Source organism: Cytobacillus firmus (assembly GCF_023612095.1).
Taxonomy (GTDB): domain Bacteria; phylum Bacillota; class Bacilli; order Bacillales; family Cytobacillaceae; genus Cytobacillus.
In genome coordinates, this window is sequence record NZ_CP086235.1 from 1,394,720 (window position 1) to 1,408,740 (window position 14,021).

At 41.9% G+C, this 14,021-nt stretch carries 11 protein-coding genes and 2 pseudogenes; all 13 read left to right on the forward strand.

Annotated elements, in window-relative coordinates; all coding sequences use genetic code 11:
* The first annotated feature begins 448 nt into the window (after positions 1 to 448).
* Entirely contained in the window at positions 449 to 955 is a 507-nt protein-coding gene (gene accB, locus LLY41_RS07020) for an acetyl-CoA carboxylase biotin carboxyl carrier protein (RefSeq protein ID WP_304587273.1), read from the forward strand.
* Between the two features lie 14 nt (positions 956 to 969).
* Positions 970 to 2,322 (forward strand): acetyl-CoA carboxylase biotin carboxylase subunit, encoded by a 1,353-nt coding sequence (accC, locus tag LLY41_RS07025; RefSeq protein ID WP_095244807.1) that lies wholly within the window; start codon positions 970 to 972, stop codon positions 2,320 to 2,322.
* 20 nt (positions 2,323 to 2,342) lie between these two features.
* The gene (locus tag LLY41_RS07030) at positions 2,343 to 2,750 is read left to right on the forward strand and encodes an Asp23/Gls24 family envelope stress response protein (RefSeq protein ID WP_035330002.1); all 408 of its coding nucleotides are present in this window, start codon (positions 2,343 to 2,345) and stop codon (positions 2,748 to 2,750) included.
* Positions 2,751 to 3,022: 272 nt separating this feature from the next.
* On the forward strand, positions 3,023 to 3,412 hold the full coding sequence (nusB, locus tag LLY41_RS07035) for a transcription antitermination factor NusB (protein ID WP_095244806.1): 390 nt from the start codon (positions 3,023 to 3,025) through the stop codon (positions 3,410 to 3,412).
* 95 nt (positions 3,413 to 3,507) lie between these two features.
* On the forward strand, positions 3,508 to 4,362 hold the full coding sequence (gene folD / locus LLY41_RS07040) for a bifunctional methylenetetrahydrofolate dehydrogenase/methenyltetrahydrofolate cyclohydrolase FolD (protein WP_095244805.1): 855 nt from the start codon (positions 3,508 to 3,510) through the stop codon (positions 4,360 to 4,362).
* A 146-nt stretch (positions 4,363 to 4,508) separates the two neighbouring features.
* The gene (xseA, locus tag LLY41_RS07045; RefSeq protein ID WP_095244814.1) at positions 4,509 to 5,849 is read left to right on the forward strand and encodes an exodeoxyribonuclease VII large subunit; all 1,341 of its coding nucleotides are present in this window, start codon (positions 4,509 to 4,511) and stop codon (positions 5,847 to 5,849) included.
* Positions 5,850 to 5,854: 5 nt separating this feature from the next.
* Positions 5,855 to 6,088, forward strand: coding sequence for an exodeoxyribonuclease VII small subunit (xseB, locus tag LLY41_RS07050; protein ID WP_048008230.1), 234 nt, complete (start codon positions 5,855 to 5,857; stop codon positions 6,086 to 6,088).
* Positions 6,089 to 6,090: 2 nt separating this feature from the next.
* A complete protein-coding gene (locus LLY41_RS07055) occupies positions 6,091 to 6,981 on the forward strand; it encodes a polyprenyl synthetase family protein (RefSeq protein WP_095244804.1) in 891 nt (296 codons plus the stop codon).
* Positions 6,982 to 7,347: 366 nt separating this feature from the next.
* Positions 7,348 to 9,242 (forward strand): annotated as a pseudogene (gene dxs / locus LLY41_RS07060) (1-deoxy-D-xylulose-5-phosphate synthase).
* Between the two features lie 3 nt (positions 9,243 to 9,245).
* The gene (locus LLY41_RS07065; protein WP_095244801.1) at positions 9,246 to 10,091 is read left to right on the forward strand and encodes a TlyA family RNA methyltransferase; all 846 of its coding nucleotides are present in this window, start codon (positions 9,246 to 9,248) and stop codon (positions 10,089 to 10,091) included.
* Between the two features lie 172 nt (positions 10,092 to 10,263).
* Positions 10,264 to 10,713, forward strand: a complete 450-nt coding sequence (gene ahrC / locus LLY41_RS07070) for a transcriptional regulator AhrC/ArgR (RefSeq protein WP_095244800.1) — start codon at positions 10,264 to 10,266, stop codon at positions 10,711 to 10,713.
* Between the two features lie 73 nt (positions 10,714 to 10,786).
* Positions 10,787 to 12,468: pseudogene (gene recN / locus LLY41_RS07075) on the forward strand (DNA repair protein RecN).
* 182 nt (positions 12,469 to 12,650) lie between these two features.
* Positions 12,651 to 13,940 (forward strand): SpoIVB peptidase, encoded by a 1,290-nt coding sequence (gene spoIVB / locus LLY41_RS07080; protein ID WP_304587276.1) that lies wholly within the window; start codon positions 12,651 to 12,653, stop codon positions 13,938 to 13,940.
* Positions 13,941 to 14,021: the final 81 nt, after the last annotated feature.

Below are 14,021 nucleotides of genomic sequence, written 5' to 3' on the forward strand. Positions count from 1 at the left end.
CACAGACGCTCAGCGTCGAGGAGGCTCACCGCCTGCCCCGCGGAAAGCGAGCATCCTGGAGCGGAAATCAACGGACTACATTATTGACGAAAAACAGACATATATACGAAAATAGACTAATTTATTTGCGGTTTGGTAACTATTACACAAACAAATAGTGAAAAAGTCCTGATTTCGAAGTGATCTTGGATGAAATTCGGTTAAATCCAATGAAACATTTCACAAACATTTAGAAAAATATTAAAATGGAACATAGGACGGATAGAGAAATTATTATCCAGTACATAATAGAATGTTGAAGTTTTATAAGGTCTTATCGTATGATATTAGTATCTAGTCATAATTCAAACCATGCAGAACATTCCAGCCGTATGATTCTAATCTTTCAGCAATACTTGCATACGGATAAAAGGGATAATCATGCAATGAGAAAACAAGGGGTGCCAAAATGTTAAAAGTACAAGAAATCCGTGAACTGATTAAATTGGTAGATCAGTCAAATATCGATGAATTTGTATACGAGCATGAAGGGTCTAAAATTAAAATGAAGAAAAAAGGCAATGAAGCCGCTGTTGTACAGCAAGTTCAGCCTGCAGCTGCCCAAGTGTCAGCGCCTGCTCCACAGCCGGTCCAGCCAGCTGCTGTGAAAGTGGAAGAGCCTAAAGCAGAAGCGCCAGCGGCTGCTCATGCACCAAATGCTGAAGCCGCAGAAGATTTACATAAGATTGTCTCACCAATGGTAGGGACTTTTTATCAATCATCATCACCTGATGCTGATGCATATGTAAAAGCCGGTTCAAAAGTAACAAAGGATTCCATTGTCTGCATTGTAGAAGCAATGAAATTATTTAATGAAATTGAAGCAGAAGTTAATGGTGAAATTGTAGAAGTGCTTGTAAAGGACGGCCAATTAGTAGAATATGGCCAGCCACTATTTTTAGTAAAGCCTGAATAAGGAGCGGTTACAGAATGATAAAAAAACTCTTGATTGCCAACAGAGGAGAAATAGCTGTCCGCATTATCAGGGCAGCCCGTGAAATGGGGATTGAATCTGTTGCTGTCTTTTCAGAAGCTGACAGGGAAGCGCTCCATGTACAGCTTGCGGATGAGGCATATTGCATTGGTCCGAAAGCATCCAAGGACAGCTATTTAAATTTTACAAATATAATAAGTGTCGCCAAGCTTACTGGCTGTGACGCCATTCATCCAGGTTATGGATTCCTTGCAGAGAATGCGGACTTTGCAGAACTGTGCAGAGAATGCAATATTATTTTTGTCGGCCCGACACCAGAAGCCATCAGCAAAATGGGCACAAAGGATATTGCAAGGGAAACGATGAAGGAAGCAGGAGTTCCGATTGTTCCGGGCTCTAATGGAATCATTAAGGATGCTGAAGACGCTATTCAGCTGGCAGAAAAGATTGAATATCCGGTCATTATTAAAGCAACTGCGGGCGGAGGCGGGAAAGGAATCCGTGTAGCGCGCAATGAGCAGGAGCTTATTAAGGGAATAACGATCACACAGCAGGAAGCACTGACAGCATTCGGGAATCCTGGTGTTTACATCGAAAAATATATCGAGGACTTCCGTCATGTGGAGATCCAGGTTCTCGCAGACAATTACGGGAACACCGTCCATCTCGGGGAAAGGGATTGTTCCATCCAAAGGCGTCTGCAAAAGCTTCTTGAGGAAACGCCTTCACCTGCACTTGACGGTGAAACACGCGAAGAGATGGGAAATGCTGCTGTAAAAGCTGCAAAAGCGGTTGATTATACAGGCGCTGGCACGATAGAATTTATATACGATTATATAAATCGCAAGTTCTATTTCATGGAAATGAACACACGTATTCAGGTGGAGCACCCTGTTACAGAGATGGTAACAGGCGTCGATTTAATCAAGGAGCAAATTAAGGTTGCTTCTGGAGAAAAGCTTAATTTTACACAGAGTGATGTGACATTTAACGGCTGGTCAATCGAATGCAGAATTAATGCGGAAAATCCGGAGAAGAATTTTATGCCATCAGCAGGAAGGATCAATATGTATCTGCCTCCTGGCGGGCTTGGTGTCCGAGTCGATTCTGCTGCCTACCCGGGCTATATGATTCCACCATATTACGATTCAATGATTGCAAAAGTGATCACTTATGGTAATACTAGAGAAGAAGCCATTTCCAGAATGAAAAGGGCATTAAGCGAATTTGTAGTGGAAGGGGTTCATACAACAATTCCGTTCCATCTCAAGCTCTTAAGCCATGAAAATTTTGTGGAAGGGCAGTTTAATACGAAATTTCTTGAATTGCATGATGTAATGAATTCTTAAAGACTTGTGGAGGTGCTAAAATGAACGAAAATAACATTCTCGAAATGAGCCCTGAAAATTCAGGTCTGGGCAAGGTGGAAATTGCACCGGAAGTTATTGAGGTTATTGCCGGCATTGCTGCTTCAGAAGTAGAAGGTGTTGCGCAAATGCGCGGGAACTTCGCTACAGGAGTGGTTGAACGGCTTGGTAAAAAGAACCACGGCAAAGGTGTTAAAGTTGAATTAACAGAAGAAGGCATCAAAGTCGATGTTTATTGTCTGATGAAATTCGGCGTGTCCATCCCAAGCGTTGCCCAAAAAATCCAGGACAACATCCGTCAGGCACTGTTGAATATGACAGCCCTGGACGCCCAGGAAGTAAACATTCACGTAGTAGGAATCATGTTTGAAAACCAAAAGCATGAAGTTGAATACGAACAGGAAATGTAACATTACACATCAAGCCAAAGACATCAGACCCGTCTTTGGCTTTTCTTATGGTTCATTCTCTTCATCATTCACTCCCAAAAACGTTATAAAGGAGTTTGTAAAGGGAAAATTAATATTATAAGTTTTCTTGCATTTGTTTCTGACCAAACATAATGCTCTTGTTGTAGTGCGAAGATTCCTTACTTATGCTATTATCTTCTTATGCAATTTTTGGACGTGCAAATGCTCAAAAATGAAAATTACTATGCTAGCCATAAAGGAGTTTTATAAAGATGAAGAGAAGAACAGCCAGAGAAAAAGCATTGCAGGCTTTATTTCAAATTGATGTAAGCGGGACAGAACCAGAAACCGCCATCGAACATGTTTTAGAGGGCGAAAAGAACGATGAATATCTTAGCAAACTTGTATCAGGTGTGCTGGAGCATAAAGAAACAATTGATAACGAAATCAAAGGGTTTCTTGAAAAATGGACGCTGGAGAGACTTGCCACTGTAGACCGCAATCTTCTGCGCTTATCTATTTTTGAACTGCTGTATTTAACAGAGGAAGTGCCAGCCAATGTGGTGCTCGATGAAGCAATTGAGATTGCCAAACTATACGGCGATGATCAGTCAAGCAAGTTTATTAATGGTGTTTTATCAAAGGTAAAAGAAAAACTTTAAAAAACATACACTGGATATGCTGGTACTTTCAGGATGCAAGCAAAGCCGGCAGTCCTTATCAAAGGCGTTTTCGAGTTTCTGATAGGGGGATACAAATGGCTGCAGAATTAATAGATGGAAAAGAAATTGCAAGAAAGAAACAGGATCGTATCGGTGCTGAAGTGCAAAAGCTGAAGGCAGAAGGAGTCACGCCGGGATTGGCTGTTATTTTAGCGGGGGATAATCAGGCATCCAGAACATATGTGAACAACAAGCAGAAAACCTGCAATAAGCTGGGCATGTATTCTATGCTTATTGAACTTCCTGAAAGCGTCAGTGAACAAGAGCTTATCAGAAAAATCACTGAGTTGAATAAAAGTGATGCAATCCATGGAATCCTCGTCCAGTTGCCGCTCCCAAGCCATATTAATGAAAAAGCCATCATTGAGTCTATATCACCTGAGAAAGATGTGGATGGATTTCATCCTATAAATATCGGCAGAATGATGACAGCTCAGGATGCCTATATCCCTTGTACTCCTGCAGGGATCATTGAAATGCTAGAAAGCATCGGGGCAGACATTTCCGGAAAGCATGTAGTGGTTATTGGCAGAAGCAACATCGTAGGTAAGCCTGCAGGACAGCTGTTTCTTAATAAAGATGCAACTGTTACCTACTGTCACTCGAAAACAGCTAATCTAAAGGAATATACAAAGCGGGCAGACATTCTGGTGGCAGCAGCAGGTAAAGCCAATTTAATTACTGAGGACCATGTAAAACATGGTGTGATTGTGATTGATGTGGGCATGAATCGAGATGCGGAAGGAAAGCTTTGCGGCGATGTTGATTTCGAGACAGTTAAGCACATAGCAGGGTACATTACTCCTGTTCCGGGCGGAGTGGGGCCGATGACCATTACCATGTTAATGCACAACACGTTGAAGGCAGCAAAGTCTATAAGCAAAATCTGAAATTCATGGCCGCCATAGATGCAAAATCTGTCCATTTCCATTATCCTGTATTTAGGAAGCCTGTCATGCAGGCTGAATGGAAGGGCAGTTTTTTTGTGTTATTGCTTTGCAGGAGTCCATGCGACCTCTGCATAAAGGAGATTGTTATGAAGGAACAGCAGTATCTGACAGTTCACGCACTGACCAAATACATAAAAAGAAAATTTGACGCCGACCCTCATTTGCAAAATATTTTGGTTAAGGGAGAAATCTCAAACTTTAAACAGCACTCCAGCGGTCATATGTATTTCACTTTAAAGGATGAGAAAGCCAGAATTTTAGCCGTAATGTTTGCAGGAAATGCGAGATCCATGAAATTCAGGCCGGAGAACGGCATGAAGGTTTTAGTTCGCGGAGCGATTTCCGTTTATGAATCGAGCGGGCAATATCAAATGTATGTACAGGAAATGCAGCCGGACGGGATTGGTGAGCTTTATCTGGCATACGAGCAGCTTAAAGAGAAACTGGAGAAAGAAGGATACTTTTCGTCTGCACATAAAAAAAATATCCCGCGCTATCCAAAGACAGTTGCGGTTATCACATCTCCTACGGGTGCTGCAATCAGAGATATTTTGACAACGCTCAAAAGGCGCTATCCAATCGCAAACATACTTATATTCCCTGCGCTTGTGCAGGGGAACCAGGCAGCACCATCTATTGTGAAAGCGATTAAGGATGCTAATTCCTCCGGGGAAGCGGACGTCTTAATTATCGGCCGGGGCGGAGGTTCTATTGAAGAGCTTTGGGCTTTTAATGAGGAAGCTGTGGCAAGGGCCATATTTAAGTCAGTAATACCTGTAATTTCAGCTGTCGGCCATGAAACAGATTTTACAATAGCGGATTTTGTTGCAGATTTAAGGGCTCCTACCCCAACCGGAGCTGCTGAATTGGCAGTCCCGCACATTGATGACCTGAAAGAAAGGCTTTTTAACAGGCAATCAAGGCTGATAAGAGCGATGAAGGAACAAATTGTACTGCAAAATGAAAGGCTTCTAAGGGTACAGAAATCCTATGCTTTCAGATACCCGCAAAAATTGTATGAACAAAAACTGGAACAGCTGGATAAATTGACTGAACAGCTGTTACGGGGATCCAAAAGGCTGCATGATTTAAAGCAGGAACAAGCTGATATCCTGCGGAAAAGGCTGGTTAGAAGTCATCCCGGCCAGCTGAAGGATCAGGCAAAAGAAAAACATGATCGGCTCCATAAGCTTTTAAATAAAACAATGGCAAATACCCTGGCTGCAAAGGAAAAGGATTTTGCGAGGGTCATTTCAACCCTTGAGGCACTCAGTCCTCTCAAAATCATGGATAGAGGCTATAGCCTTGCTTATACAGAAAAGGAATCCCTGGTAAAGACTGTGTATCAGGTTAAAGTGGATGATATGTTAAAATTGAAGGTATCTGATGGAACTATTGAATGCAGGGTAACGGATATTGAGGAGTGAATGGCATGGCGGATGAAAAGCAACTTTCATTTGAGCAAGCGATGGAAGAACTTGAAGTGATTGTGGAAAAGCTTGAAGAGGGCGACGTTCCTCTTGAAGAGGCAATTAATATTTATAAAAAGGGCATGGAGCTTTCAAAATTATGCCATGATAAGCTTAAAAATGTGGAATCACAGCTTACGGAAATACTGACGGAAGACGGCCGAAAAACGAACTTCGCCATTCCGGAGGAGGAATAATCTTGCAGCAATCCTTAAGTTCTTTCTCTGAATTGCATAAGCGAAAATTGGAAATCCATTTAAAAGAATATGTACATAAACTGAATGCTCCATCTGAAATCAAGGAATCGATGAATTATTCACTTGAAGCCGGAGGAAAGCGGATCAGGCCGATGCTGTTATTTGCCACATTGGCTGCTTTTGGCGAAGATACGGCAAAAGGGTTATGGACTGCGGCGGCGATTGAAATGATCCATACCTATTCGCTCATTCATGATGACCTTCCAAGTATGGATAATGACGATTTAAGAAGAGGTAAACCGACTAACCATAAAGTATATGGAGAAGCTTTTGCAATCCTGGCAGGTGATGCCTTGCTCACATACAGCTTCCAGACCATTGCGGAAACCCCAGACGAATTCTCTTCAGCCGAAACCAGGCTCTCTTTAATTAAAGTGCTTTCAAAAGCTGCCGGAGCTGAAGGGATGGTTGGAGGCCAGGCAGCAGACATTAAAGGAGAGGGCAAACAGCTGGACATAGAAGACTTAGAGTATATCCACGTGCATAAGACCGGCAAATTGCTTGAATGCAGTGTGGTTTCAGGTGCTATTTTGGCTAATGCCAATGAAGAGACGATTCAGACACTATCCCATTTTGCCTATCATCTGGGACTGGCTTTTCAAATCCGGGATGATATTCTTGACCTTGAAGGGACAGAAGAAATAATCGGGAAGCCTGTTGGCAGTGATGAATCAAAAAATAAAAGCACCTATCCAGCTCTTCTTACTATGAATGGCGCAAAAGAGGCTCTCGAATACCACATCAGATCTGCAAAAGAGAAGCTGAAGGAAACAGGCCTTCAAACAGATCTGCTGGAAGAAATAACAGATCTAATTGCAAACAGGGACCACTAATTTCTGGATTACATACTCATAATTGCAAAAATCGGGTACAAAAATGAATGAAGAAACGATGCCGTGCCGCTGTACTATTTGTACCAGCGGCATTTGCTGGTTAATAAAATGATGGTCTTTATTGTATATATTTTGGTATGATAGAAATTGCTGCCGGGAGTCTTTCCCAAGAAAGACTGGCCGGAGTGCGAGACTGTTTAAAATGAAAAGCATTTGGAAAATCTCCTGTAATAAGGTAATCTTAAGATATTATCTTTTAGACAGGCTGGACGCCGTAATAAACAGGCTCTGATTTTTATAAACATGGTTGCCAAAATATACGTAAAAAAACGGACGAATAAGAAACGAAAGTGAGTGGTCCGCAGTATGGATCTGTTATCAATTAAAGACCCTTCCTTTTTAAAAGGGCTCTCGAATAAAGAATTGGAAAGTCTCAGTCAGGATATCCGCACCTTCCTGATTGAAAAGCTATCAGGCACAGGGGGACATATTGGCCCTAATCTTGGAGTTGTGGAACTGACTGTTGCATTGCATAAATGTTTTGACAGTCCGAAGGATAAGATTATCTGGGATGTCGGACATCAGTCATATGTCCACAAAATCCTTACAGGCCGTGCGTGCCAATTCGATACTCTTAGACAATATAAAGGTCTTTGCGGCTTTCCTAAGATGATTGAAAGTGAGCATGATGTATGGGAAACAGGTCATAGTTCTACTTCTTTATCTGCCGCGATGGGTATGGCCATTGCAAGAGACCTGAAAAAAGAGAGCAATTATGTCATTCCCGTTATTGGGGATGGTGCCTTAACTGGCGGAATGGCTTTAGAAGCTTTAAATCATATCGGCCATGAAAAAAAAGATATGATTGTCATATTAAATGACAATGAAATGTCGATTGCTCCTAATGTGGGTGCCCTGCACAATGTTCTTGGAAGGTTAAGGACTGCAGGCAAATATAATTGGGTTAAAGATGAACTTGAATATTTTTTAAAAAAGGTTCCGGCAGTCGGCGGCAAATTGGCCTCAACTGCTGAAAGACTGAAAGACAGTCTTAAGTATCTGTTTGTTTCAGGCATGTTCTTTGAGGAATTAGGCTTTACCTATTTGGGGCCTGTCGATGGGCATAATTATGAAGCTTTATTTGAGAACCTTGCGTATGCCAAGAAAACAGAAGGCCCGGTGCTTCTCCATGTTATAACGAAAAAGGGAAAGGCTATCACCCTGCAGAAAGCGACAAGATCGGCACTTGGCATGGTACAGGCCCATACAAAATGGAAACAGGGGACTTTGTGAAACCTGCAGCTGCGCCGCCTCCTGCATGGAGCAAGCTTGTGTCAGAAACCATCAGGGAACTTGCGAGAAAAGATGAAAGAATTGTTGCAATCACTCCAGCAATGCCTGTTGGTTCAAAGCTTGAAGGCTTTGCAAGTGAATTTCCGGATCGGATGTATGATGTTGGTATTGCCGAACAGCATGCAGCAACTGTAGCTGCTGGCCTGGCAACTCAAAACATGAAGCCGTTCCTTGCGATTTATTCTACTTTCCTGCAGCGTGCTTATGATCAGGTCGTACACGATATTGCACGCCAGAACTTGAATGTATTCATTGGAATCGACCGGGCAGGACTCGTTGGTGCAGATGGGGAAACACATCAGGGTGTATTCGATATCGCATTTTTAAGGCATTTGCCGAACATGGTTTTGATGATGCCAAAGGATGAAAATGAAGGCCAGCATATGGTAAAAACAGCCATTGAATATAACGATGGCCCAATCGCTATGCGGTTCCCGCGCGGAAATGGCATCGGGGTGCCGATGGACGCGGAACTTAAAGCTATTCCAATTGGAACATGGGAAGTTCTGCGCGATGGCAGCGACGGAGCAATTTTAACCTTTGGGACAACCATTCCAATGGCATTGAAGGCAGCTCAGCTAATGGAAAAACAAGGGCATTCCATTAAAGTCATTAATGCAAGGTTTATTAAGCCATTTGATGAAAAGATGCTGCATGAATTGCTCGCAGCGAATATGCCTATTCTTACGATAGAAGAAGCTGTCCTGCAGGGGGGCTTTGGAAGTGCAGTACTTGAATATGCACACGAGCATGGCTTCCATCACTCCGAAATAGACCGAATGGGAATACCTGATACATTTATTGAACATGGCAGTGTAAATGAACTATTGGAAGAAATCGGGATGACAGTAGACAATGTTGTGGAAAGAATGGGAAAACTGGCACGAAAAAAACAAAAAAGGGCTTGAAAAATGAAAACAAAGAAAGAGCGATTAGACGTTTTATTAGTTGAAAGAGGTCTTGCTGAAACGAGAGAAAAAGCGAAAAGGGCCGTTATGGCCGGTTTGGTGTTCAGCAATGAAAGCAGATTGGATAAACCGGGCGAAAAGGTTAGTGAAGATATTCCGCTGGCCATCAAGGGAAAGGTTATGCCCTATGTCAGCCGCGGAGGCTTAAAGCTTGAGAAAGCTCTGAAGGTTTTTGATTTAGAAATCGAAGACAAGATCCTCCTTGACATTGGATCCTCAACCGGGGGCTTCACAGATTGCGCCCTGCAGAATGGCGCAAACATGTCCTATGCTTTGGATGTCGGGTATAATCAGCTTGCCTGGAAATTAAGGCAGGATGAGCGGGTTGTTGTCATGGAAAGGACCAATTTTAGGTATGTAACTCCTGCAGATCTTTCAGCCGGTATGCCTGATTTTGCTTCCATCGATGTTTCGTTCATCTCTTTAAAGCTTATATTGCCTGTATTAAAAACATTGCTGGTTCCAGGCAGTGACACAGTTGCCTTAGTGAAACCGCAATTTGAAGCCGGACGGGAGCAGGTTGGAAAAAAAGGAATTGTCAGAGATCCTAAAATACACGAAGCCGTCCTTGATAAAATTATCGAATTTGCTTTAAGTCTTGGCTATGATGTCAAAGACGTTTCTTATTCACCGATTACCGGCGGAGATGGCAACATAGAGTTTCTTCTCCATCTGTATTGGTCAGGCAGCAAAGAAGAAGGCGAAAATCTCCTTAAAGCCCCGACTGATAAGATTGTAAAAGAAGCCCACGCCGAACTGAAAACAAAGCAGGTTAAAGAAGAGGAATAGGCTGATGCCTGTTCCTTTTTTTAGAGGAATTTGTCGCGTAAGGACGAATTATAATAATTATATACGGGAAAATTGTACTTTATTGAGAAAATCAGCTAACATTATAATACAAAACACTATAAATTAATTTTTTTCTGCCTGCTGTCAAGCGGCTGATTATAGAGGTGAAAAAATGAATAAAGGGCAAAGACATATTAAAATACGCGAAATTATTACTAATAACGATATTGAAACACAGGATGACCTGGTGGATGAATTAAAAAATGCAGGGTTTAATGTTACCCAGGCGACAGTCTCAAGAGATATTAAAGAGCTTCACCTGGTAAAAGTACCTTTAATGGACGGAAGGTATAAATACAGTCTTCCAGCTGATCAGCGTTTCAATCCTCTGCAAAAACTTAAAAGAAACTTAATGGATGCCTTTGTTAGAGTGGATACTGCAGGACATCTCCTTGTAATGAAGACTCTTCCGGGAAATGCCATGGCTATTGGCGCACTGATTGATAACCTTGATTGGGAAGAGATTCTGGGGACAATTTGCGGGGATGACACATGCCTGATCATTTGCAAAACCCCTGAGGACACAGAAGTCATTTCAAACCGTTTTCTTGAAATGCTGTAGATAATTTCAAGTTCAGAGCGCCTGTCCCCCCTGGTGGCAAAGCGCTTCTGCTTTTTCTAATGAGGTGATAAGCTTGTTAAATGAAATAACGATACGAAATTTTGCTATAATCGAAGCCCTTTCTGTCTCATTTGAAAAGGGCTTAACTGTTTTAACCGGTGAAACAGGGGCAGGGAAATCCATTATTATTGATGCCATTCACTTGCTGGCTGGAGGCAGGGGATCTGCAGAGTTTGTCCGGCATGGTGAAGATAAGGCTGAGTTAGAGGGGCTTTTTATCCTTGATGATCATAGGCACCCTTGCTATAAACGAGCTGCAGAATTTGGAATAGAGATTGAAGATGGAATGATCGTTCTCCGCAGAGATATATCTAAGACAGGAAAAAGCGTTTGCAGAGTGAACGGAAAACTGGTCACTATTTCTGCTTTAAGGGAAATCGGAAGTTCACTTATTGATATACACGGTCAGCACGAACATCAGGAATTAATGAATGAAACCTTGCATCTTCCTCTTCTCGATCAGTTTGGAGGAACGAAGATTTCTGCTTCTCTTTCTGAATATCAGGATATCTACAAATTATATGAAAGCACTTTGAAAAAGCTTAAGAATTTAAGTGAGAATGAACAGCAAATGGCGCACCGGCTGGATTTAATCCAATTTCAGCTTGATGAAATCCAGTCGGCACAGCTGAAATTGAATGAAGATGAAGATCTGATTGAAGAAAAGAGAAAACTATCCAACTTTGAACGGATTTTTGATTCAGTTCAGTCTGGCTATAATGCTCTTCAAGGAGAGCAAAAAGGGCTCGATTGGATTGGGTTGGTTATGGGGTATATGAATGATGCCGCGGAATTGGACCCATCGTATAAAGAAATAGCGGAAAATGTGGCAAACAGCTTCTATTTGCTTGAAGATGCAGCCAGTTCCCTGCGCAATGAAATGGACTTTATGGAATATGATCCCCAAAGGCTTAATGAAATCGAAAACAGACTGAATGAAATAAATGGGCTAAAAAGAAAATATGGAAAAACGGTAGAAGAAGTGCTGGAATACGCAGCAAAAATAGAAGAAGAAATTGAAACCCTGCAAAATAAAGAAACCCATATTGATAAGCTGCAAAAAGAAGTTGCTGCCCTGAAAAAAGACCTTATGGTTGAAGGGGAAGAACTGAGCAAGCTGCGGAGAAAATCTGCTCTAAAGCTTACGAAGTTAATTCATAAAGAGCTTAAGGAATTATACATGGAAAAAACAGTTTTTGAGGTAAGGTTCTTTTCTGATCCCGAAGTTCTTTTGAAAAATGGAGTTGACAGGGCGGAGTTCTATATTTCCACCAATCCGGGAGAACCGCTCAAGCCTCTGTCTAAGATTGCATCGGGAGGGGAATTATCCCGAATCATGCTTGCCTTAAAGAGTATTTTCTCAAAACATCAGGGTGTTACAAGTATTATCTTCGATGAAGTGGACACAGGTGTGAGCGGAAGAGTTGCACAAGCTATCGCGGAGAAGATTCATCATGTTTCCGTGGACTCACAGGTGCTTTGCATTTCTCACCTGCCACAGGTTGCAGCGATTGCAGATACTCATTTATTTATTGCTAAAACACAAATGAAGGGCGGACCAAAACTACAGTGAAGCCTCTGAATGAAGAAGAGAAGATAAAAGAAATCAGCCGTATGATTTCAGGAGTGGAAATTACCGATTTGACAAAAGAGCATGCAAAAGAGCTGCTGCATATGGCTAAACAGCTGAAATAATTATGATCCAATATCCGGTGTGTGCCATTAAGCTGCGCAGCGAGATCTAATACCTTGAAAAGCTATCCAAAGCAGGATAGCTTTTTTTATGTCACTGGCAGTTATAAATGCCATCGATGCAGGCAAAATTAAAGATGTAGCCATTTGACGTGGATGGACTAGAAGCGAGGAGAGTGAAAAATTTGACATATGATGTTTTGCGCAAAATAATTGGTGGAATTCTCCTTGTTTCATTAATTGCTTTAGGTTTTTCCAAGCCTGTTCAGGAATATTTGCAAATACCTGCAAATATTACCCTTTTTGAAGGGCAGCAGCTGGATATTGCAAAGGCAGAAGCAGTGTCAGCCGGGCTGTCCATAGATAATTCAAGTGTGGCACTTAAAGAAGGTAACCATTCGATTTCGCTTTCAGCAAAAGAAAATGGAAAAAATGAAATGCTTCTCGAACTGGCAGGTTTTCCGATAAAGAAGGTTGATGTTAATGTCTTAAAAGATTTTAAAGTAATTCCAGGAGGCCAATCAATCGGGGTTAAACTAAATACAGTAGGTGTGTTAGTAGTGGGGCACCATCAGGTTAATACGACTGAAGGAAAAGCTTCGCCAGGAGAAATGGCCGGGATAAAAATCGGAGATATCATTACAGAAATCAATGGTAAGAAAATTGAAAAGATGTCAGATGTTGCCCCTTTTGTTCAAGAAGCAGGCAAAAGCGGCAATCCGCTCCAAATCATTGTCAGCCGTGAAAGCGGGAAGGTGAAAACGGAGCTGACTCCTCTTAAAGAAAACGGGGAAGAAACCTATAAGCTTGGTTTATATATTCGTGACTCAGCAGCAGGCATTGGGACGATGACTTTTTATCACCCGGAATCGAAAAAGTATGGAGCACTCGGACATGTTATTTCCGATATGGATACGAAAAAACCCATTGTTGTTGAAGACGGACAAATTGTAAGATCGACTGTTACTTCCATTGAAAAAGGAAGCAATGGCAATCCAGGCGAAAAACTTGCACGATTTTCCTCAGACAAAGAAATAATCGGGAATATTGTCAGGAACAGTCCTTTCGGAATTTTTGGGGAATTAAACCGGGACATGAAAAATGGGATCTTTGACAAACCGATGCCAATAGCATTATCCCATCAGGTAAAAGAGGGAGCCGCTCAAATACTGACTGTAGTGGACAATGATGAAGTACAATTGTTTGATATTGAAATTGTCAGCACGATACCGCAAAAGTTTCCGGCAACAAAAGGAATGGTCATAAAAGTGACAGATCAGAAGCTCCTCGATAAAACAGGCGGGATTGTTCAGGGGATGAGCGGAAGCCCGATCATTCAGGATGGCAGGATTATTGGAGCGGTAACCCACGTGTTTGTTAATGATCCTACTTCAGGATATGGTGTTCATATCGAATGGATGCTAAATGAAGCAGGCATCAATATATATGAAAAAGCAGAAGAAAAAGCATCCTAATAAGGGATGGATCAAAAAAGGCGGGGAAATCCCGTCTTTTTGATTTTTTATGTTAAAATGACGTTAATTAAAGATTTTTCG